Consider the following 20,975-nt stretch of genomic DNA (forward strand, 5'->3'; position numbering starts at 1 on the left):
GTCTATTGAGACCCACCGACAAGTCCACGGCAGGGCTCACGCCACGTAGGGCGCGGCCGAGTACCAGGAGTTGCATTCCCAGGTGTCTCCGGAATCGGCGCCCCATTTCCACCAGCCCCACACGTTGGCGTCGGTGCCGTGCAGCCGGGCGTACCCGGGCCGGTCGCCGGCCGTCCGGTTGACGCGCGCCGCCTCGTCCCAGGTCTGCTGATCCAGCGACGCACGACCGTAGGCCATGCCGAAGAACATGCCGGCGAAGCACGCGGCCTGCAATTCCAGGCGGCGGCTCTGCTCCTGTCCGGCGCCGCTGTCCCAGCCGAGGCTGCCGCGTTTCTCGTGGTAGGCGCGCATCACACCGATCAGCGACTGGATGTGGTGGCCGTATTCGTGGGTGAGCGCGGCCAATTGCGCGCCGCGCCGCGAGCCGGCCTGCGCCGCGCGCAGTTCCGCCAGCGGCAGGACGATGGTCTCGTCGACGGCGCAGTAGAAACTCTCGGCGGTGTCGCCGTCGGCTCGGGCGCACGGACTCGTGCCGGTCCGGTCGGGCACGGCCAGCCGGGGCGACCGGAACGGCAGCCCGGCACCGCGCAGGGTCGGCTCCCAGGCCGCGTTCAGGCAGTCGATGGCGGCGAGATAGAAGGCGCGCGCGCCCGCCTCGTCGGCCCCCCAGCTCGGCAGCGCGCACTGGACGCGGCTCAAGCCGACGTGCTGTGCGAACAGCGGATGATCGGCGAGCGCGTACACCGGTCGGCTGGAGGGGAATTGGGCCGCACCCGAGAGCCGGACCGGGTCGACCGGCGGTGCGGCGTAGCCTGCCGGTTTCGCCGGATCGGTGGGTGCGCCGGTGAAACCGGGCCCGACCGCGAGCCCGGCGCCGGTGTGCATCGCGGCTCGTTCGCTCGGCCGCGGCGCACCCGCGGGCCAGCCGGCCGCCACCACGAATCCGACCAGTGCGATGAGCGCGATGGCGCCGCAGACGGCGGCGATCGGGAGCCCGCGCCGGTTCCGGGACCCGAAGCGAGAGGCCAACGGCTGGTGCATGTTTCCCCCTCAGCACAGGTCCGTTGACGCTCTTTCATGGAACCCGACCCGGGAGCCGCCCGCAACTCGGGCAGGCCCCCACCGGGTCACAGTGTGGCAACGAGTTCGCGCAGCACCGGCAGGCTCACCGAACCCGACCCGAGCACCACATCGTGGAATGCCTTGATATCGAAGGCGTTTCCGAGTTTCGCCGCGAGGGCCGCACGTTGCGAACGGATCTCGATCTGACCGACCTTGTAGGAGACGGCTTGACCGGGCATCGCCACATACCGGTCGACTTCGACCCGAATGTTGTTCTCCCCCACCGGCGCGTGCGCGAGCATGAAATCGACGGCCTGCTGCCGGCTCCAGCCCATGGCGTGCAGGCCGGTGTCGACGACCAGCCGGCAGGACCGCCACGAATCCCCAGCCAGCATCCCGAGACGCCCCAGATCATCTGTGTACAAACCCATTTCGTCGGCCAGCCGTTCGGCGTAGAGCGCCCACCCCTCCACGAAAGCGGTATTGGCGAAGGACAGGCGCTGGAAGCGCGGCAGATGGTCCAGCTCGGCCGCGATGGCCAGCTGCAAATGGTGACCGGGAATCGCCTCGTGGTAGGCCACCGAGGCGGTCTCGAATCGCGACTGCTCGGTCGGGCGGTAGCGGTTGACGTAGTAGGTGCCCGGCCGGGAGCCGTCCGCGGGCGGCGGAAAGTAGTACGCCGCTGTCTGATCCGCTTCCATGAACTCCGGGACCGGCACGATGTCGCAGGATTCGCGGGGCAGCCGCCCGAACCAGTTCTTCATCTCCGCGGTGGCCGCGGCGAGCGCGGCGCGGGCATCGGCCATGATCTCCTCGCCGTCGCGGTAGCGCAGTTCCGGGTCCGCGCGCAGCCGGGTGAAGATCTCGGCCAGGTCGGAGGTGCCGAAGCGGCGGGCGCCGATCTCCCGGTATTCCGCGCTCAGCGACTCCAGTTCGGCCAGGCCGGTCCGGTGGATCTCCTCCGCTCCGAGGTCGGGCAGGGTGGTGTGCTCGCGCAGCAGGCGGCGGTAGATATCGGCGCCGTCGTCACCGAGCCAGCACAGGCCGGCCCGGTCGTCCGGGCGGGCGACGGGCAGCAGATCGTCGGCGAGCGCCGCCCGGTAGCGCCGGAAGGCCGGGCGGATGACTTCGGCCGCCACCTGGGTCAATTCGGCCCGCCATGCCTCCTCGCCGGGCCAGTCGGCCGGGCCCGCGAGGGTGACGAACGCGTCACCGGCCAGGTCGGAGTTCAGGTAGCCGTCGAGCTGATTCAGCGACCGCTCGACGGCGAGTCGGGCGGGGGTGCGGCCCGCGGCCAGTCCGGCCCGGAATCGCCGCACCGCCTGCTCGAGCATGTCACCGATCCGGCGGTGCCGGGTCACCAGCGCCGCGGCGTTGTCCGGGTGCGGCGCGCTGAACTGCGGCGCCACGGTGAGCAGTTCGGCGTGCACGCCCATCATCTGATCGGAGGCCAATTCCAGTGGGCGCCAGGACAATCGGTCGACCGCGTCGGTCAGCTCGGCGTGCAGCAGGGCCCGGGTGGTCCGGTCCTGCCGGTCGAGTTGCTCGGGCGCGAGCGCGCGCACCTGCTCCAGCAGCTCGCGATAGGCCGCCAGCAGGCGGTTCTCGGCTTCCTCGGACAGATCTTCGATTCGGTCGTCGAACCGGTGGTCGCCCAGCATGGTCGCGACGGTGGGCGCGCTCTCGAGCCTGGCGTCCCAGTATCGGTCGGCGAGGTGGATCAACTCTTCGTGGGAGTTCATGGCCGCCATCATGCTCTCCTGACAGCGGCGGCGCACCGGAATAGGATGCGCCGCCGCTGGATTGGCTCGATCTAGCCGACGCCCAGGTAGGCCGATTTCACCGCCGAGTCGACCAGCAGGTCGCCGCCGGTGCCGGACTTGGTGACCTCACCGGTCTCCAGGATGTAGGCCCGGTCGCTGCGCACCAGGGCCTGCTGCGCGTTCTGCTCCACCATCAGCACGGTGGTGCCCTGCCGGTTGATCTCGCTGATGATCTTGAAGATCTGCTGGATCACCATGGGCGCCAGCCCCATCGACGGTTCGTCCAGCAGCAGCAACCGCGGCCTGGCCATCAGTGACCGCCCGATCGCCAGCATCTGCTGCTCGCCGCCGGAGAGCGTGCCGCCGACCTGCTTACGCCGTTCGGACAGCCGGGGGAACAGCTCGAAGACCCAGTCCAAGGTCTTGTCGTAGTCCGCCTTCTGCTTGAAAGGCCGCCCGTAGCAACCCATATCGAGATTCTCCTGCACCGTCATGCCGGGGAAGATGCCCCGGCCCTCCGGCGCCTGGATCAGTCCCTCGGTCACCCGGTCGTGCGCTTTCACACCGGTGATGTCGCGGCCCTCGAACAGGATCTTGCCGCGGGTCAGCGGCAGCAGCCCGGACAGCGCCCGCATGGTGGTGGTCTTGCCCGCGCCGTTGGCACCGAGCAGGGTGACCAGCTCCCCTTCCGCCACCTTCAGCGAAATACCGTGCAGCGCTTGAATTCTGCCGTAGTTGACCACCATGTCCTGCACTTCCAGCAGCGGCGGGGCGGCGCTGGGGGCCGGCTCCGAGGAGTCCTCGGCGCGTTCCTTGGTGATCGAGACCTGCTCCGGGCCGCGTCCCGGTTCCGGGATCGGCAGCACCTGCGTCGGCTGATCGTCGAGCAGTTGCGGCGCGGGAGCGTCGGATTCGGCTTTCGTCTCGGCCGCGCGAACCTCCTCGTCCGGCACACCCAGGTAGGCCGCGATCACCTCGGGGTTCTCGCGCACCTCGGCGGGCAGGCCGTCGGCGATCTTGCGGCCGAACTCCAGCACCACGATTCGATCGGTCACACCCATGACCAGGCGCATATCGTGCTCGATGAGCAGTACGGTGAACCCGTCGTCGCGGATCTTACGGATCAGATCCATCAGCGCGGCCTTCTCGGCCGGGTTGAACCCGGCCGCGGGCTCGTCCAGGCACAGCAGCTTCGGCTCGGTGGCCAGCGCACGCGCGATCTCCAGCCGACGCTGATCGCCGTAGGAAAGATTGCGCGCCTTCTCCACCGCCCGCGGCGCGATACCGACGAATTCGAGCAGCGCCATCCCGCGTTCGATGGCATCGCGTTCCTCGCGCCGATGCCGCGAGGTGCGGATGATCGCGCCCGGCACCGAGGTCTTGTGCCGGGCGTCGGTGCCCACCACCACGTTCTCCAGCGCGGTCATCTCGTTGAACAGCCGCACGTTCTGGAAGGTGCGGGCGATACCGAGCCGGGTGATCTCGTTGCGCTTGGACTTCGTCAGCGGTTTGCCGTCGAAATAGACCAGACCCGACGCCGGCTTGTAGACACCGGTGATCGCGTTGAAGCAGGTGGTCTTGCCCGCGCCGTTCGGCCCGATCAGGCCCAGGATCTCACCGCGGCGGATCTCGAAGTCGAGCGAGTCGAGCGCGGTGAGCCCGCCGAACTTCACGGTAAGGCCCTCGGTGCGCAGCAGCGGCGCACCGACCTCGGTCTCGATATCACGGTGCGGCGCAACCACTTCGGCGACGGTCTCGGCATCGCCGAGCTCCGGAATCACCGCCGTGAGATCCACCTCGCCCGCGGACTGCTCCTCGGGCGGCGGCGCGTAACCCGCACCCATGTCCTCGTTGTCGAACAGCGCGTCACCCGCGCCCGGGCCGGTCATCGTCCCGCTCCGATCGTCTCGGACTCGGCCGGGCGGCGCACCGCCTGGTAGACCTGCCGACCGTAGGTGAGCAGTTTCTGCCGGACCGGGAACAGACCCTGTGGACGCAGAATCATCATCACCACCAACGCAATACCGAAGTACAGATATTTGAGATCGCCGAGCGACTGCGCACCACCCGGCCGATACAGCAGCACGCTGCCGATCAACAGGGCGCCCAGCACGCCGGTCACCACCATGCCGAGCGAGACGCCGCGTCGGCCCCAGCCGACCATGTTCCGGGCTTTGAACCGCCAGAACAGGGCCAGCAGAATGAACGCCGCGACATCCAGGATCAGCAGGGTGTACCCGGTGGCCTCGTCGGACACCAGCTTGGCCGAGGCCAGCCGGTCCGGCAGATAGGCGATGAGGAACGCGCCCGCCAGCACCCCCAGCTTGTTGCCCTGACCGCCGATCACGACCGCGCACAGGAACAGCATGGAGTTGACGATGTCGAACCGGGTCGGGTTCACGAATTGCACCTGCCCGGCGTAGATCGCGCCCGAGATACCGCCCACGGCGGCACCGATCGTGAACGCCCACAGCTTGTACTTGAAGGTCTGCACGCCCATGATCTCGGCGACATCCTCGTCCTCGCGGATCGCCACCCAGGCGCGGCCCACCCGGCTGCGCTCCAGATTGCCGACGATCAGCAGCATGACGATGATCAGCGCCATACCCAGCCAGTACCAGTAGGTTCCGTAGCTGGCCCGGTCGAGCAGGTTGGAAGCGTCGGGATCGCCGAGATTGCCCGCGGAGAACACGCCGTTGGGATTCTGCTCGGATTCGCCGACGCGCGGATACGCCACCTCTTGCAGGCCCAGACTGCCGTTGGTGATCTCACCGAGATTGTCGGCGAGCAATCGGACGATCTCGCCGAAACCCAGCGTGACGATGGCCAGGTAGTCGCCGCGCAGGCGAAGTGTCGGTGAGCCGAGAATCAAACCCGAGAGTGCGGTCACCAGCAAGGCCAGTGGCAGACAAGCCAGCCAAGCCCATTTCGGATCGAGCCAGCCGTCGCCGACCTGGTTCCACGGACTGTCCCGACTGGTGAGCAGGCCGACGGTGTAGGCACCGACCGCGTAGAAGCCGACATAGCCCAGATCGAGTAGCCCCGCCTGCCCGACAACGATATTCAGGCCGATCGCCACCAGGCAGAACATCGCGACCCGGGCCATCACCGTGCCGAAGTCGTAGGAGGGAGTGTCCACCAGTCCAGGCGGGAACAGCGGCAGCAGCGCCAGCAGCGCGATGAACGGCACCCCGACAGCCCACTGCCCCGGGCGGCTCAGCCCCTCCCACCAGGTGCGAATGGCGTCACCGATACCGTGACGCTCAACGGTATCCGTCATGCCCGTGCCCTTCCCAGACTCTCGCCGAGGATGCCGGTCGGACGCACCATCAGCACCAATACCAGCACCACGAACGCGACCACGTCGCGCCACTGGGTACCGAAGAACAATTGGCCGTACTGCTCCACCACGCCCAGGATGATGCCGCCGAGCAGCGCACCGCGCAGGTTGCCGATACCGCCGAGCACCGCCGCGCTGAACGCCTTGATGCCGAGGATGAAGCCACCCGAATAGATGATCCCGTTCGGGATCTTGAGCGTGTAGAGCAGCGCCGCCGCACCGGCGAGAATGCCGCCGATGAAGAACGTGAGCATGATGACCCGCTCCCGGGACACTCCCATCAGTGTCGCGGTGTCCGGGTCCTGCGCCACGGCACGGATGCCCCGGCCGAATTTCGTTCGGTTGATCAGGAATTCGGTGGTGATCGCCAGGATGATCGCGGCGAGCACGATGATGATCATGATGTTGGTGACGCTGGCACCGCCGAAGCCGAGCAGCTCGGTCGCCTCCACCAGCTGAACACCCTGCTGCGCGTTCGTGCCGCCCATGCCGGGCCACAGCTTCGGCAGGATGAAGTGCACGAACTCCTGCAGCACGAACGACATGCCGATCGCGGTGATCAGGAAGGCCAGGGGTTTCGCACCGCGTCGGCGCAGCGGCCGGTACGCGCTGCGTTCCAGTCCGACGGCAGCGGCGCCGGAGATCGTCGCGCCGATGATGCCCGCCAGCACGAGGTACACGATGGTCAGCACCGCGCCCTGCGCGTACGGATTGGGCGCCGCGGCGAAGCCGAAGATCATCAGACCGATCAGTTGCCCGAACATGCCGAGCATGAAGACTTCCGAGTGCGCGAAATTGATGAGCCGCAGCACGCCGTAGACCAAGGTGTAGCCCACGGCGACCAGAGCGTAGATAGCGCCGTAGGTCACTCCGTCAACGGTCAGTTGCCAGAAGTTGTCGATCACCCCGTTGTAGTTGAAGTCGATCGATGCGCCGAGGAGTTGTACTCCCCCGGCCAATGCTGTTGTTGTCATACGTATTTCGCCCTCATCCAATCGCCCAGGTCACGAAAGCAGCACGCATGGGATTCGCACGAACCCCATGCGTGCTGCGCTTCGAAGTGCCCGCGGGCTACTCGACTACTTGACCGTGTAAATCCAGATGAGCGCCTTCGACAGCTCGCCGTTCGGGCTCCACTTGTAGGTGCGGGCCAGGCCGTCACCCTCGTAGTTGCGCACGAACTCGAGCAGGTCGGCGCGCTTCACCTTGCCGCTGTCGATGCCCTTGAACAGGATCGTCGCCAGGTCGTAGCCCTCGACCGAATAGACGCCGGGCGCCTCGTTGTTCAGCGCCTGGTAGTCCTTGGCGAACTTCTCCGGCGCCGGACCGCACGGGCAGGTCAGGGTGGCGCCCTTGGCGGCGTTGCCCGCCTGCTTGACGAACTGCGGGTCGTTGACGCCGTCGGGGCCGACGAACACCGCGTTCACGCCGCCGGACTTCAGCTGCGCGGCGAACGGCGCACCCTCGGCGTAGTAACCCGCGTAGAACACCGCGTCCGCGTTGGCGGCCTTGATCTTGGTGACGGTGGCGGAGAAGTCCTTGTCACCGGCCTTGATCGCGGCGGCGCAGCTCGGATCGGCGGCGGCGCCCAGGCCCGCCTTGATGCTCTTGGCCAGACCGGTGCCGTAGTCGGTGTTGTCCTCGACGACACAGACCTTCTTGTAGCCGGCGGTGTTCACCAGGTACTTGGCCACCGAGGGGCCCTGCACGTCGTCGTTGGCCAGGCCGCGGAAGAAGCTGGTCCAGCCGTTCTGGGTGAGCGTCGCATTGGTGGCGGAGGCGGAGGTCGCCACCAGGCCCGCGTCGCTGAGCAGCTTGCCGGTCGCCTTGGTCTCGCCGGAGAAGGTCGGGCCGACCAGGCCGATGATCGACTGATCGTTGATGATCTGCGGAATCACCGAGGTGGCCTTCTGCGGATCACCCTCGGTGTCGAAGGGCTTGTACTCGATCTTGCACCCGGGGTTCGCGTCGTTGTGCGCCTTCAACGCCACCTTGATGCCGAAGTCGATATTGATGCCCAGCTGAGCATTCGGGCCGGTCAGCGGGCCCGCGAAAGCGATGGCCGTGCCCGCGGGGCAGGTCGCTTTGCCGTCACCGGCGGGATCGGCCGCCTTGGACTGCGACGCCGCCGGCACTTCCTTGCCGTCGGTGTCGACCTGAACCACCGGAGCGATGGTCAGGCCACCGGAATCGGTCCCCGTGGTCTTTCCGTCGCTGGTCGACTTATCACTGCATCCGGACAGCACCAGCGCGGCGGCAGCGCCGATAACCAATGCGCCTCGCGTGGAACGACTGCGCCATGTCGAACTAAGCACGTCTCACCTCTACGTCCTGCTGAACCCTCATCAGGGTGGACCGACTACGTTGGCCCGTCCAGAACATAGCGTTGGTACGTTAGATCCGCATCACATTCGGGTGATGCGGATGACTTGATTTCGAAGATTTTATAAAGAGCATGTGAAGTCGGTGCAAACTTTCCAGCCCTCGGCCCCCGAGGGCTGGCAGTTCGATCACTTCGGCGTGAGATTCTCCAGCACCACCTCGGCTACCGCCTTCATGGTAGTGCGACGATCCATCGCGGTCCGCTGAATCCACTTGAAGGCCTGCGGCTCCGACAGACCGTGAGTCTGCATGAGCACACCCTTGGCGCGCTCCACCAGCTTGCGGGTCTCCAAGCGGTCGGCCAGATTGGCGACCTCGCTCTCCAGCGCGGCGATCTCATGGAAGCGACTCGCGGCCAGCTCGATGGCCGGCACCAGATCCGACTTGGTGAACGGCTTGACCAGATAGGCCATCGCCCCGGCATCGCGGGCCCGCTCGACCAGGTCACGCTGGCTGAACGCGGTCAGAATCACCACGGGCGCAACGCGTCTGGAGGCGATCTCGGCGGCGGCGTCGATACCGTCGCGGCGCGGCATCTTCACATCCATGATCACCAGATCCGGCCGATGCTCCACCGCCAGGTCCACCGCCTGCTGGCCGTCGCCCGCCTCGCCGACGACCAGATAGCCCTCCTCGGTCAGCATCTCCACCAGATCCATCCGAATGAGCGCCTCATCCTCAGCAACGACGACACGCTTCGCCGCGACGTCGCGCTTCGCGGCAGCGCCCCCTGCTGTTTCACTCATAGGTAGACCCCTCTGTTCCGATGCCTGACTCCTCCACGCCCGGGCCGGCACGCCGAGACCCGATCTACCCGAGCCTCCGCGCGCCCGTCGCGGGCGTCGAGTGATGTAAAGAGTACCGTTCACCCCGGCCGAGACCGTATATACCCTGCGCAAACCGGGTGCGGTTGCGCCACGACGCAACCGGTTCGCCTCCACGGCCCCCGGCACGCTATAGTTCTCATCCGGTGCTCGCCGATGTGGCGGAACTGGCAGACGCGACGGTCTCAAAAACCGTTATCCGAAAGGATGTGTGGGTTCGAGTCCCACCATCGGCACCGAGGCTGAGAGGGCGGTACACCTACCGCCCTCTTTTCTTTTGCCCCCGGGCGGCTCGCCCGGTATACGGCACGCTACGTCGAGATGAATATGCCTCACCGGAGGTGTGATTCGTCGCCGGGAAGGTTTTGCGACGCCGACGCGCGTTTTAGCGTGAGCCCATGCACGTCCTGTTCGTCTGCAACGGCAATGTCTGTCGGTCGGTGATTGCCGAGCGAGTGGCGCGTGCCGTGGCGCGCGAATACGAACTGACAGGACTGACCGCCGAAAGCGCGGGAACGCGGGCACTGGTCGGCTTTCCGGTCGAACCGCTTGCCGCGCAGACCATTACCGGCCTGGGCGCGGACCCGGCGGGATTCAAAGCCCGCAAACTCCGACCCGACATGATCGACCGGGCCGATCTGGTGCTGGCGATGACCGTACAGATCCGCGATCAGGTCACCGAGATGGGTTTCGGGGTCGGCGCCCGGACTTTCACCCTGCTCGAAGCGCATCGGATCGCGAAAGTGACCGGCGCGCACACCATCGCGGAATTGCATACGGCCCGCAACGATCTGTCCCTGGTCGGGCGCGAGAACATCGCCGACCCGGTCGGCCTGTCCGAAACCGCCTACTGCGAGGTGGGCGATCGGATCGCTGAAGCGCTTGTGCCCCTGCTGGTCGCGCTCGCGCCGCAGGAATACAGCCGCCCCGCCCAGGACGAGCCCGGACTGGTGGTGGGGCCCGAGACGCGTCCCGCACCGCTCGCCAGCTTCCTGGCGGCACAGCGCATCCGGTGACGCCGGAGGCGAAACACCGGACCCGCCGGGCAAATCGCCGCCGCCTCTGTGATTAATACCGAGCCAGGGATTACACTCCCGGGCGGACACTTGCCGCAGTTGCTGGTTCGGACCGGACAGGAATCGACATGCCGAAACGCATTTCGGATGTTTCGCTCCATGTTTACGTGACACCGGAAACGCTCGACGATGTCGTCGAGACAGTCCGCGCTGTCGTCGATGACCATCTCCAGGATCGGGATGTATTCGCGTGGAGATTCACGCTGCCGGTCGATCCGGAGGACGCCGAACACGCCGACCTGGAATCACGCTGGCGCGCCGAGTCACCGAATACCGATCCCGGCGCCAGGCGCACCTATGAAATCGCGCTCAGCCTCGTCGGCGCGCCGCGCGATCTCACCGCGGGCGGCCTGGCCGCCCTCGAACGCAGACTCATGCTCGAAACCGCAAGCAGTGCACTCGGTTCGACAATTCCCCGGACCATCCGCACGCAACACCGGGACAGCTACGACTTCGAATACGAACGCGAATACCTCTGAAAAGACCCCGCCGCCCGGGTGGGACGACGGGGTCGCGGTCGATCGGCCGGCTACCGCCGGGACGGGAAGTGCCGGATCAGCCCCTCCTGCACGGTGGTCGCGAGCAGCTCACCCGAGCGGGAGTAGAACCGCCCGGTGGCCAGTCCGCGCGAGCCCGCCGCCACCGGCGACTCGGTGCAGTACAGCGCCCAGTCGTCGAATCGGAACGGCCGGTGGAACCAGATGGAGTGATTCACCGTGGCCGCGACGATCCGATCCAGCCCCCAGGACAGCCCGTGCGTGGTGATGATCGAATCCAGCACCGTGGTATCCGACGAATAACCCAGCGTCGCAACGTGAATCAGCGGGTCGTCGGGCAACTGCCCGTCCGCCTTCATCCACACGCGGTTGTGGTTCAACCGCTCCCCCGTGCCCTTGAGGATCCAGGCCGGGTCATTGGTGTAGCGCATATCGATCGGATGCGGCGCCTTGACGAACATCTCCAGCTTGTCCTCCAAGCCTTCGAAGCTCTCCTCCACCCGCGGCAGCGTCTCCGGATCCGGGACCTGCGGCTGCTCGTGCGAATGCTCCAGCCCCTTGCCCCAATCCTGGAACGCGGCGAGCATGACGAACAGCTCCTGCCCGTCCTGGGTCGCGGTGACCGTGCGGTTGGCGAACGCGCGCCCGTCACGATGCCGATCCACTCGATACTGGATCGGCTGCTTGGTGTCGCCGCCACGCACGAAATGCGCGTTGACGGCATGCACCGGACGGTCACCGACGGTGCGTCCGGCCGCCATGATGGCCTGCGAGACCAGCTGCCCGCCGAAGGTGCGACTCCACACCTTCTCCGGATGCTGGCCGACGAAGACGTCCTCGTCGACCTGCTCCAGATCGAGCAGGCCCAGCAGCACGTCGAGCTCGGTGGAGCCGGTGGCTCCGATCCCGACGGAACCGCCTAGCGATGTAGACAAATCAGTGGTCCTCCTCGCCGATGCGATGCACGTGGATCAGGTTGGTGGACCCGACAGTACCCGGCGGGGAGCCCGCCACGATGACCACGAGATCACCTTTCCGATAACGGCCCATCGACAATAGCGCCACATCGACCTGATGGATCATCTCGTCGGTGCTGTCCACGGTCGGGACGATGAAGGTCTCGGTGCCCCAGGTCAATGCCAGCTGACTGCGCACCTCCGGCAGCGGGGTGAACGCCAGCAGCGGCAGCGGGGTGTGCAAGCGGGCCAGGCGGCGCACCGTGTCACCGGACTGGGTGAACGCCACCAGCGCCTTGGCATTGAGCCGCTCGCCGATATCGCGGGCCGCGTAGGAGATGACGCCACGCTTGGTGCGGGGCACATGGGTCAGCGGGGGAACCCGGGTCGACTCGGCTTCCACCGCGCTCACGATGCGGGCCATGGTGCGCACCGTCTCGATCGGGTACGCGCCGACCGAGGTCTCACCGGAGAGCATCACCGCGTCGGCGCCGTCGAGCACCGCGTTGGCCACATCGGAGGCCTCGGCCCGGGTGGGGCGCGAATTCTCGATCATCGACTCCAGCATCTGGGTGGCCACGATGACCGGCTTGGCATTCTCCCTGGCCATCTGGATCGCGCGCTTCTGCACGATCGGCACCTGCTCCAGCGGCAGCTCCACACCGAGATCGCCGCGCGCGACCATGACGGCGTCGAAGGCGAGCACGACCGCCTCGAGATTATCGATGGCCTCCGGCTTCTCCAGCTTGCCGATCACCGGAACCCGGCGGCCGACCCGATCCATCACGTCGTGCACCAGCTCGACATCGGACGGGGACCGCACGAAGGAGAGCGCGATGAAGTCGACGCCCAGCTCGAGCGCGAACTCCAGATCCTCGATGTCCTTCTCCGACAGCGCGGGCACGGACACGTCCATGCCGGGCAGCGAGACGCCCTTGTTGTTGGAGACCGGCCCGCCCTCGGTGACCCGGCAGACCACGTCGTTGCCGTCGACGGCGGTGACCGTCAGGCCGACCTTGCCGTCGTCGACGAGCAGGCGATCACCCGGCTTCGCGTCGGCGGCCAGCTCCTTGTAGGTGGTGGAGACACGATCGTGGGTGCCCTCGATGTCATCGACGGTGATGCGCACCTCTTCGCCGGTCGCCCACATGGTCTTGCCCTCGGTGAACCGGCCGAGGCGGATCTTCGGCCCCTGGAGGTCGGCGAGGATGCCGACCGCGCGGCCGAGATCGTCGGAGGCCGCGCGCACCTTCTTGTAGTTCTCCGCATGGTCGGCGTGCTCACCGTGGCTGAAATTCAGCCGAGCCACGTCCATGCCGCTCTCGACGAGTTCGCGGATCCGTTCCTCGGTGGCAGTGGCCGGGCCGAGCGTGCACACAATCTTCGTCCGTCGCATCACGGACTAAGCCTAATCCCGTCCCAGTGGTGGGTGACGCCGTGGCCTCGGTGAAAAGTGGGTGAAAATAATGAACCGCTGTCGGTCGAAGCTACGAACGGGCCACGTGCCGGGACAATCTGGTCTCCAACCGGGTCTGCCCGAAGCCCAGAACCAGGCAGATCACCCAATAGTAGATAGCGGCGACACCGTAGAGCGCGAAGAAGTCGAAGGTCGGCGCCGCGGCCACCTGCGCGGTCCGAAACAGCTCGGTGACCGTGATGGTGGACGCCAGCGCGGTGTCTTTGACCAGTGAGATCAGCGTGTTGGACAGCGGCGGCACCGCGATCCGCGACGCCTGCGGCAGGATGATCAGCCGCATCTGCTGCGCGTAGGACATGCCGAGCGCGCGCGCCGCCTCCCACTGGCCGTCGGCCACCGAGAGAATCGCGGCGCGCACCACCTCGGCCGCGTACCCTCCGACATTCAGGCTGAACGCCACCGTCGCGGCCGGGAACGGTTCCAGCGTGATCCCGAACTGCGGCAGGCCGTAGAAGATGATGAACAGCTGCACGAGCAGCGGCGTACCCCGGATGATCGAGATGTAGAACCGGGCGGCCGCCGAGAGCGGCCACACCGGGGACATCCGAGCCAGCGCTACGAACAGCGCGATCACCAAACCGATGACGAAACTGATCGCGGTGAGCGACAGCGTCATCGTCACCGTGGCCTTCAGCATCGGCCACAGGTTCTGCTGGATCAGCTCCTTTGTCGCGGCATCCACCAGCGGTTACTTGCTGACGTCGGTGCCGAAGTACTTTTCCGAGATACGCGCCAGCGTGCCGTCGGCGCGCAATTGGTCCAGCGCCGTGTTGATTTCGCCGATCAGCGCGTCACCCTTGCGGGCGGCGAAGGCCTGCTGGCTGGTCTCGCCGGTCTTGCCCGCGACCTTGACGGCGGTATCGCCGGTCTTCTTGTTGTACTCGGCGACGGCGAGCGAATCGTTCAGGGTCGCGTCCACGCGGTTGTTCTTGAGCAGCTGGATCGCCTGCACGAAGCCTTCCACGGCCTCGACCTTCGCACCGGCCTGCGCGGCGACCTTGCCCCAGTTGGAGGTGGCGGTCTGAGCGCAGGTCTTGCCGCTCAGATCGGCCAGGGTGCTGATGGCGCTGTTGTCGGATTTGGTGATGATCACGCCCTCCGAGGTGGTGTACGGCTGGGAGAGTTCGTATTTGTTCTTTCGCTCGTCGTTGATGGTCACCTGGTTGGCGACCAGATCGAAGCGCTTGGACTCCAGCCCGGCGAAGATCGCGTCCCACGGGGTCTGCACGAATTCCACCTTGCGGCCCAGCTTCTGGCCGACCGCCTCGATGACCTCCACGTCGTATCCGGTGAGCTTGAGCCCCGGCCCCTGGAAGCTGAAGGGCGCGTAGGTGCCCTCGGTGCCGACCTTCAACGTGCCCGAGTCACCGTCACCGCAGGCAGAAAGCCCGGTAGCGGCGACAACGGCCAAAAGGACAGCAGTGAAGAACTTGCGGCGCATCGGGATCCCTCATTCTCTCGAGCCACACAATTCGACCCAACCTACGCGGGGTCCATTGCGAAGCACAGTATCGCGATCTTGCCGAGCGAAACACTCGACAACGAAAACACCCCGCCTCGTGTGTCGAAGCGGGGGGCTTTGGAGCAGCGCAGCCTTCGCTGACCTTCTACACGTTGTAGTGGACGAAGCTACCCCACTGAGGCTGACCGCCCCCTACAGGTTCGCTCAAGCCGACGACCATGGTCCGTTGGCCGGGTTTGGAGTTACCCAGCGAGCATTTCACCATGGTTTGCACCCCATAGGGATTCGAGCAGCTGAAGCTCTGAACCGAGCCGTCCTTCCAGGTTACGTTGCTGACGACGGCTTGACCGTCATCGCACAGATCTGCCACGTAAACCGCATTCTCGGCAACAACCACAGAAGCAGATGCCCGCAGCGTGCAGCGGTCCCGCTTCAGGTCACCGAGAAATGACATCGCGCCGTCTGGAAGGATCCCCGGCACTCTGCTGCCGACCTCGGCCGCAGCACTGGCCGGATTGAACGCTGTCGCGAGTACCACTGCGATGGAGGCGGCCGCGCCGATCTTATGAACAGCTCTGATCTCCATTGAATCCTCCAGGTGTGCTGATGCGCATCTCGCTCGAGCCTTACCTCCCGGCATCCTCCGTCGGACCCGGTCGCGAGATCTTCTGTCACTTACTTGGATTCATCTGCGACGCAGCAGGTTCCACCGATTGGAGTGACAAGCATCACATTCGGTTCACGATGCGGTGTAACCGAAAACGCCCCCGCCTCGTGTCTCGAGGCAGGGGCGTTCGAATGCCTGATCGTCACTCCTGGAGCGGACGGCCCATCGCGTCGGGCACCTTGCCGGTGAGGATCATGATCGCGTCGATCAGAGCCCAGATGCCGCAGCCACCGCAGGTGATCAGCTGCAGGATGCCGGTGGTGTTGTCGCCCAGATAGAAACGGCCGACACCGAACTGGCCCAGGAACAGCTGAAGCAGACCTGCGGTCAGCTTCTGCTTATCGGAGAACGGGGTGCCGTACATGTCGCGGCCGTACGGCGCTTCGGGATCCATGCCCGGCATGCCGCCGTAGGGCGCAGGCGGGTAACCGGCCGGCTGGCCGTACTGCGGCTGGCCGCCGTACTGCGCCTGCTGGGCGTAGGGATCCGAGGGCTGGCCGTACTGCGGCTGCTGCTGCGCGTACGGATCCGACGCCGGCTTGTTCAGATCAGGACCCGTACCGGGCGGGCCGTACTGCGGACCACCGAATCCAGGATTGTTCTGGTAAGGGTCGGTCACTCATGTCCTCCTCATTCGTGCGCGGGCACCCCTCCGGCCCCGGCTTGATTCGATCGGCAGACCGGGGCGAAACACGCTACCCGCGACGATCAGGTGACATTCTTGCCCGAATCACCCGTTTTTGTCGCATCGGTCTCCGACGACGCGTCCTCCGGCGTCGACTCGCCGGATTCCGGTTCCTTATCGTCGTCGGAATCGGATTCGTTGACAACCGTGTCGGATTCGGTGGAATCGGCGTCCCGCTTCTCCAGCACCACAGTCGGCGCGGCGGCGGATTCCGCACCCGCCCGGCGCAATTCACCGAACTGCCACGGCCACGGCCGACGCATCCCGCCGGGTTGCAGCTGCTCCGGTGTCTCCCGGCCACGGGTCGCGAAGACGAAATAGGCGATGGCGGCGAGGAATACGAGCGCAGCGGTGAACGAATTGATCCGGATACCCGCGATATGTGTGGCCTCGTCGTCACGCAGCAGCTCCACCACGAACCGGCCCACACAGTAGCCCGCGACATACAGCGCGAACAGGCGCCCGTGCCCGATCCGGAAGCGCTTGTCGATCTGCACCAGCAGCACGACCACCAGTACGTTCCACAGCAATTCGTACAGGAAGGTCGGCTGCACGACCTTCTCGGCGACCCCGTTGGAGACGCCGTTCATCATGTCCAGGCGGCCGTCGTCGTCGAAGCGCGGATAGATCTCGAGGCCCCACGGCACCGTGGTCTCGCGGCCGTACAGCTCCTGGTTGAACCAGTTGCCGAGCCGGCCGATGGCCTGGGCCAGCAGGATCGGCGGCGCGATGGCATCGCCGAAGGCAGGCAACGGAATCCGGTAAACCCGGCAGCCGATCCAGGCGCCGATACCGCCCAGGAACACCGCACCCCAGATACCCAGCCCGCCCTGCCAGATATACAGCGCCTCGACCGGGTTCTTGCCCGCGCCGAAGTACTTCTGCCAATCGGTGGCGACATGGTAGAGGCGGCCACCGACCAAGCCGAACGGCACCGCGAACATCGCGACATCGAGCACGGTCCCCTGCTGGCCGCCGCGCGCCACCCAGCGCTTGTCACCCCACCAGATGGCGACGATGATGCCGATGATGATGCACAGGGCGTAGGCCCGCAGCGGCACCGGGCCGACCTGCCACACCCCTTGGGGCGGGCTGGGAATATAGGCCAGCAGGCTGGTTCCGGCCGCCGCGGTGTCTGCCAAGACTTGTACGGTCACGCAGGCCACCGTAGCCGAGTGAGCGACAGCCGCAAGCGCCGCGGTCAGTTCCCGCCGAGCTCACCTTCGCGCGTATCCTCGAGCACCGCCACGTCGGCGATGTCTTGCGGACGCCCCGACGCTCGCTTGTTCGCGATCAAGTCGGCCGCCGACAGGAATGGCACGACCTGGCTACCCAGGGTGACATCCACCCGCCGCTCCCAGCAGGTCTCGAACTCCACGCCATCGACCGAGGTCAACAGATCAATACGCTTCGGCGGATGTCCGAGCTGCACGACCATGCCCTCCTCGAGAAAATCGGCCGCCCGCAGACCGAGTGAGCCGAATCCGAAATCGGCGAGCGCCGCGACCAGGCGATCCGCGTTCTGCGGATCGATCCACACCCAGACATCCAGGTCCTTGGTGAATCGCGGATGACCATGGACGGCAACCGCATATCCGCCGACTATCAGGAACCGGACCTCATGCGCGACGCACGATTCGATGAACTCGCTGAAGTCGCGGTCCAGCTCCATCCGGCCCCCAGCCGTAGTAGTCAGATCGAAGTTCCTCGACGTGTGCGACGCGTTCGACCGATGACCGAGCCCGCCACCACTTCCGGTCGGGATCGGCGTCGTGGAGACGCCGTCGCACAACGGTACGTCGGATTGCGCTCATGACTCGAGCTTATCCGGTGGACGTCATTGCCGAGCGGACGCCTTCGGCGAGTTCGGTGGTCAAGGCGCGGACCGCGTCCAGGCTTTCGCCGGCCGCGCTGACCAGCGCCGACCCCACGATGACGCCGTCGGCGTAGGCCGCGATCTCGGCCGCCTGTGCGCCCGAGCGGACACCGAGGCCGACGCCGATCGGAATGTCGGAGTGCGCGCGGACCCGGGCGCACAGCGCGGGCGCCATGGACGACACCGCGTCGCGAGCGCCGGTGACGCCCATGGTGGAGGCCGCGTAGATGAACCCGCGCGAGGCTTCCAGCGTCTTCACCAGCCGCTCCTCGGTGGAGGACGGCGCGACCAGGAAGATCCGGTCCAGATCGTGTGCGGCGGAGGCGACGAACCAGTCGTCGGCTTCCTCCGGAATGAGATTCGGGGTGATGATGCCCGCGCCGCCGGCGCCGGCGAGATCCCGCGCGAAGCGGTCGACACCGTATTTGAGCACCGGGTTCCAGTAGCTCATGACCACGGCCTGACCACCGGCCCCGGTGATCGCCTCGACGACGGTGAACACGTCCCTGACCCGCACGCCACCGCGCAGCGCCTGCTCGGCGGCCTGCTGGATGGTCGGGCCGTCCATCACCGGGTCGGAGTAGGCGACACCGACTTCGATGATGTCGCAACCGGATTCGACCATCGCCGTGCACGCCGCGATCGAACCCGCCAGATCCGGATATCCGGCCGGCAGATACCCGATCAGCGCGGCCCGATTCTCCGCGCGCGCCGCGGCGAAGGTGTTCGCGAGTCGGGACTGCTGGCTCACTGGGGCTCCTCGCCGTACAGGCCGAACCATTCGGCTGCGGCGTATTTCAATGTCACTGCCATATCTTTGTCGCCGCGGCCGGACACCGGGTTCACTGTGCTTCCTCGCCGTACAGGCCGAACCATTCTGCTGCGGTATCCATATCTTTGTCACCGCGGCCGGACAGGTTCACCAGGATGATCGCGCCCTCGCCGAGTTCCTTGCCCAGTTGCAGCGCGCCCGCCACCGCGTGCGCGGACTCGATCGCCGGGATGATGCCCTCGGCGCGGGACAGCAGCAGTAGCGCGTCCATCGCCTCGGTGTCGGTGACCGGCCGGTATTCGGCGCGGCCCACATCTTTGAGGTAGGCGTGCTCCGGGCCGACGCCCGGATAGTCCAGACCGGCGGAGATGGAATGCGATTCGATGGTCTGGCCGTCCTCGTCCTGCAGCAGGTACGAGTACGCGCCCTGGAACGCACCCGGCGTGCCGCCGGTGAAAGTGGCCGCGTGCCTTCCGGTTTCGACACCGTCGCCGGCCGCCTCGAAACCGATCAGGCGGACCTCGGCGTCATCGAGGAACGGGTGGAAGATGCCGATGGCGTTGGAGCCGCCGCCGACACAGGCCACGACCGCGTCGGGCAGTCGCCCGGTCCGCTCACGCACCTGGGCGCGCGCCTCCATGCCGACGATGCGCTGGAAATCGCGGACCATGGTCGGGAATGGGTGCGGACCCGCGGCGGTGCCGAAGCAGTAGTAGGTGTCCTCGGCGTTGGACACCCAGTCGCGCAGCGCCTCGTTGATCGCGTCCTTCAGGGTGCGCGAACCGGTCTCCACCGAGACCACCTCGGCGCCGAGCAGCCGCATACGGGCCACGTTCAGCGCCTGGCGGGCGGTGTCGACCGCGCCCATGTAGATGACGCAGTCCAGGCCGAGCAATGCGCACGCGGTGGCGGTGGCGACGCCGTGCTGGCCCGCGCCGGTCTCGGCGATGACCCGGGTCTTGCCCATCCGCTTGGCCAGCAACGCCTGGCCCAGCACATTGTTGATCTTGTGAGAACCGGTGTGGTTCAAGTCTTCCCGCTTCAGCAGGATGCGCGCGCCACCGGCATGCTCGGCCAACCGGGTGCACTCGAACACCGGCGACGGCCGCCCGGTGTAGTCGCGCTGCAACCGGTCCAGCTCGTCGAGGAAGGACGGATCGGTCCGGCACTTCTCGTATTCGGCGGTGACCTCCTCGATCACGGCCATCAACGCCTCGGGCACATGCCGCCCGCCGTACACGCCCCAGTGCCCGCCGGAATCCGGCTCGTGGGTGCTCTTGTCGTGGACGCCGTCGCTCGCCTTGGGAAGAGCGCTCATCACCGGCCCCGCCGCGCGGGCTTCGGGCAGGACGGGTGCGTACCGGCGGTCACCAGCTGCAGGACCGCGGCCCGCGGATCACCGCTGGTCACCAGCCCCTCACCGACCAGCACGGCATCCGCGCCGGCGCCCGCGTAGGCGAGCAGGTCGGCGGTGCCGCGAATCCCGGATTCGGCGATCCGGATGACCTCGGTGGGCAGGCCGGGCGCGATCCGCGCGAAGACGTCGCGATCCACCTCGAGAGTTTTGAGATTGCGGGCGTTCACGCCGATCACCGAGGCACCGGCCGACAGCGCGCGGTCGGCCTCCTCCTCGGTGTGCACCTCGACCAGCGCGGTCATACCCAGCGATTCGGTGCGATCGATCAGCGCGGACAGGGTGTCCTGCTCCAGCGCCGCCACGATCAGCAGGATGACGTCGGCGCCGTGCGCGCGCGCCTCGTGGATCTGGTAGGGCCCGACCACGAAATCCTTGCGCAGGATCGGGATCGACACGCTCGCGCGCACCGCGTCCAGATCGTCGAGCGACCCGCCGAAGCGGCGGCCCTCGGTCAGCACGGAGATGATCCGGGCGCCGCCGTCCTCATAGGACTTGGCCAGGCTGGCCGGGTCCGGTATGTCGGCCAGCGCGCCCTTGGAGGGCGAGGCGCGCTTGACCTCGGCGATCACGCCGATACCGTCCTCGAGCAGGGCCGCGCGGGCGTCCAGCGGGGCGGGGACCTTGGTCGCGGCGGCTTTGATGGACTGGAAGTCCAGGATGGCTTCTCGAGCGGCCACATCCGCGCGGACCCCGTCGAGAATCGAGTCGAGTACCGTCAT

General features: G+C 66.7%; 20 protein-coding genes, 1 tRNA gene and 1 pseudogene. 3 read left to right on the forward strand and 19 right to left on the reverse strand.

The annotated features are described in order from the left end of the window. Nucleotides 1-36: 36 nt before the first annotated feature. From ACFVMC_RS20385 to ACFVMC_RS20420, 8 genes and pseudogenes are all read right to left on the reverse strand, one after another. Nucleotides 37-1,041 (reverse strand): neutral zinc metallopeptidase, encoded by a 1,005-nt coding sequence (locus ACFVMC_RS20385; RefSeq protein ID WP_379212334.1) that lies wholly within the window; start codon nt 1,039-1,041, stop codon nt 37-39. Between the two features lie 86 nt (nt 1,042-1,127). Further along, the gene (locus ACFVMC_RS20390; RefSeq protein ID WP_379212336.1) at nt 1,128-2,804 is read right to left on the reverse strand and encodes a DUF885 domain-containing protein; all 1,677 of its coding nucleotides are present in this window, start codon (nt 2,802-2,804) and stop codon (nt 1,128-1,130) included. Between the two features lie 71 nt (nt 2,805-2,875). Next, nucleotides 2,876-3,571 carry an ABC transporter ATP-binding protein gene (locus tag ACFVMC_RS20395; protein WP_379212458.1) on the reverse strand — a complete coding sequence of 232 codons (696 nt, stop codon included), beginning with the start codon at nt 3,569-3,571 and terminating at the stop codon, nt 2,876-2,878. Between the two features lie 234 nt (nt 3,572-3,805). Then, nucleotides 3,806-4,714, reverse strand: a pseudogene (locus ACFVMC_RS20400) (ABC transporter ATP-binding protein); the annotation flags it as partial. Further along, nucleotides 4,711-6,105: a branched-chain amino acid ABC transporter permease gene (locus ACFVMC_RS20405; protein WP_379212338.1), complete on the reverse strand. Its 1,395-nt coding sequence runs from the start codon at nt 6,103-6,105 to the stop codon at nt 4,711-4,713. The gene ACFVMC_RS20405 and the pseudogene ACFVMC_RS20400, both read right to left, overlap by 4 nt. After that, nucleotides 6,102-7,139 carry a branched-chain amino acid ABC transporter permease gene (locus ACFVMC_RS20410; protein WP_379212340.1) on the reverse strand — a complete coding sequence of 346 codons (1,038 nt, stop codon included), beginning with the start codon at nt 7,137-7,139 and terminating at the stop codon, nt 6,102-6,104. The genes ACFVMC_RS20405 and ACFVMC_RS20410 overlap by 4 nt, the downstream gene beginning before the upstream one ends. Before the next feature lie 105 nt (nt 7,140-7,244). Next, nucleotides 7,245-8,438, reverse strand: coding sequence for a branched-chain amino acid ABC transporter substrate-binding protein (locus ACFVMC_RS20415; protein ID WP_379212342.1), 1,194 nt, complete (start codon nt 8,436-8,438; stop codon nt 7,245-7,247). 237 nt (nt 8,439-8,675) lie between these two features. Next, nucleotides 8,676-9,293, reverse strand: a complete 618-nt coding sequence (locus ACFVMC_RS20420) for an ANTAR domain-containing response regulator (RefSeq protein WP_379212344.1) — start codon at nt 9,291-9,293, stop codon at nt 8,676-8,678. A gap of 230 nt (nt 9,294-9,523) precedes the next feature. Here ACFVMC_RS20420 and ACFVMC_RS20425 point away from each other — a divergent pair. From ACFVMC_RS20425 to ACFVMC_RS20435, 3 genes are all read left to right on the forward strand, one after another. Then, nucleotides 9,524-9,607: transfer RNA gene (locus ACFVMC_RS20425), tRNA-Leu, on the forward strand. 162 nt (nt 9,608-9,769) lie between these two features. Continuing rightward, nucleotides 9,770-10,387: a low molecular weight phosphatase family protein gene (locus ACFVMC_RS20430; protein ID WP_379212345.1), complete on the forward strand. Its 618-nt coding sequence runs from the start codon at nt 9,770-9,772 to the stop codon at nt 10,385-10,387. 167 nt (nt 10,388-10,554) lie between these two features. Then, nucleotides 10,555-10,926 (forward strand): hypothetical protein, encoded by a 372-nt coding sequence (locus ACFVMC_RS20435; RefSeq protein ID WP_379212347.1) that lies wholly within the window; start codon nt 10,555-10,557, stop codon nt 10,924-10,926. A gap of 50 nt (nt 10,927-10,976) precedes the next feature. On the opposite strand, the gene ACFVMC_RS20440 is transcribed toward ACFVMC_RS20435, so the two are convergent. The 11 genes from ACFVMC_RS20440 to trpC all read right to left on the reverse strand — a co-directional run bounded on the left by ACFVMC_RS20440 (nt 10,977) and on the right by trpC (nt 20,975). Continuing rightward, entirely contained in the window at nt 10,977-11,879 is a 903-nt protein-coding gene (locus ACFVMC_RS20440) for an acyl-CoA thioesterase (protein WP_379212349.1), read from the reverse strand. Nucleotide 11,880: 1 nt separating this feature from the next. Beyond that, entirely contained in the window at nt 11,881-13,299 is a 1,419-nt protein-coding gene (gene pyk, locus ACFVMC_RS20445) for a pyruvate kinase (protein ID WP_379212351.1), read from the reverse strand. Nucleotides 13,300-13,387: 88 nt separating this feature from the next. Further along, nucleotides 13,388-14,059: an amino acid ABC transporter permease gene (locus ACFVMC_RS20450; RefSeq protein WP_379212353.1), complete on the reverse strand. Its 672-nt coding sequence runs from the start codon at nt 14,057-14,059 to the stop codon at nt 13,388-13,390. 6 nt (nt 14,060-14,065) lie between these two features. Further along, on the reverse strand, nt 14,066-14,818 hold the full coding sequence (locus ACFVMC_RS20455; protein WP_379212355.1) for an amino acid ABC transporter substrate-binding protein: 753 nt from the start codon (nt 14,816-14,818) through the stop codon (nt 14,066-14,068). A 166-nt stretch (nt 14,819-14,984) separates the two neighbouring features. Then, entirely contained in the window at nt 14,985-15,425 is a 441-nt protein-coding gene (locus tag ACFVMC_RS20460) for a hypothetical protein (RefSeq protein WP_379212357.1), read from the reverse strand. Between the two features lie 223 nt (nt 15,426-15,648). Next, complete coding sequence (locus ACFVMC_RS20465) at nt 15,649-16,125, reverse strand: NINE protein (protein WP_379212359.1); 477 nt, start codon at nt 16,123-16,125, stop codon at nt 15,649-15,651. An 89-nt stretch (nt 16,126-16,214) separates the two neighbouring features. Beyond that, the gene (lgt, locus tag ACFVMC_RS20470; protein ID WP_379212361.1) at nt 16,215-17,348 is read right to left on the reverse strand and encodes a prolipoprotein diacylglyceryl transferase; all 1,134 of its coding nucleotides are present in this window, start codon (nt 17,346-17,348) and stop codon (nt 16,215-16,217) included. A gap of 44 nt (nt 17,349-17,392) precedes the next feature. Then, a complete protein-coding gene (locus ACFVMC_RS20475; protein ID WP_379212362.1) occupies nt 17,393-17,863 on the reverse strand; it encodes a DUF6036 family nucleotidyltransferase in 471 nt (156 codons plus the stop codon). A gap of 151 nt (nt 17,864-18,014) precedes the next feature. Continuing rightward, nucleotides 18,015-18,818, reverse strand: coding sequence for a tryptophan synthase subunit alpha (gene trpA, locus ACFVMC_RS20480; protein ID WP_379212364.1), 804 nt, complete (start codon nt 18,816-18,818; stop codon nt 18,015-18,017). Between the two features lie 91 nt (nt 18,819-18,909). Beyond that, complete coding sequence (trpB, locus tag ACFVMC_RS20485) at nt 18,910-20,157, reverse strand: tryptophan synthase subunit beta (RefSeq protein WP_379212366.1); 1,248 nt, start codon at nt 20,155-20,157, stop codon at nt 18,910-18,912. Continuing rightward, nucleotides 20,157-20,975 (reverse strand): indole-3-glycerol phosphate synthase TrpC, encoded by an 819-nt coding sequence (gene trpC / locus ACFVMC_RS20490; protein ID WP_379212368.1) that lies wholly within the window; start codon nt 20,973-20,975, stop codon nt 20,157-20,159. Before trpC ends, trpB begins: the two co-directional genes overlap by 1 nt.

Source organism: Nocardia sp. NPDC127579 (assembly GCF_042672005.1).
GTDB lineage: Bacteria > Actinomycetota > Actinomycetes > Mycobacteriales > Mycobacteriaceae > Nocardia.

Bases quoted from the DNA above. Each gene is read 5' to 3' on its own strand.
- ACFVMC_RS20385 (WP_379212334.1), bottom strand. From the start codon at position 1,041: ATGCACCAGCCGTTGGCCTCTCGCTTCGGGTCCCGGAACCGGCGCGGG.
- ACFVMC_RS20390 (WP_379212336.1), bottom strand. From the start codon at position 2,804: ATGAACTCCCACGAAGAGTTGATCCACCTCGCCGACCGATACTGGGAC.
- ACFVMC_RS20395 (WP_379212458.1), bottom strand. From the start codon at position 3,571: ATGGTGGTCAACTACGGCAGAATTCAAGCGCTGCACGGTATTTCGCTG.
- ACFVMC_RS20405 (WP_379212338.1), bottom strand. From the start codon at position 6,105: ATGACGGATACCGTTGAGCGTCACGGTATCGGTGACGCCATTCGCACC.
- ACFVMC_RS20410 (WP_379212340.1), bottom strand. From the start codon at position 7,139: ATGACAACAACAGCATTGGCCGGGGGAGTACAACTCCTCGGCGCATCG.
- ACFVMC_RS20420 (WP_379212344.1), bottom strand. From the start codon at position 9,293: ATGAGTGAAACAGCAGGGGGCGCTGCCGCGAAGCGCGACGTCGCGGCG.
- ACFVMC_RS20430 (WP_379212345.1), top strand. From the start codon at position 9,770: ATGCACGTCCTGTTCGTCTGCAACGGCAATGTCTGTCGGTCGGTGATT.
- ACFVMC_RS20455 (WP_379212355.1), bottom strand. From the start codon at position 14,818: ATGCGCCGCAAGTTCTTCACTGCTGTCCTTTTGGCCGTTGTCGCCGCT.
- ACFVMC_RS20460 (WP_379212357.1), bottom strand. From the start codon at position 15,425: ATGGAGATCAGAGCTGTTCATAAGATCGGCGCGGCCGCCTCCATCGCA.
- ACFVMC_RS20475 (WP_379212362.1), bottom strand. From the start codon at position 17,863: ATGGAGCTGGACCGCGACTTCAGCGAGTTCATCGAATCGTGCGTCGCG.
- trpB (WP_379212366.1), bottom strand. From the start codon at position 20,157: ATGAGCGCTCTTCCCAAGGCGAGCGACGGCGTCCACGACAAGAGCACC.
- trpC (WP_379212368.1), bottom strand. From the start codon at position 20,975: ATGACGGTACTCGACTCGATTCTCGACGGGGTCCGCGCGGATGTGGCC.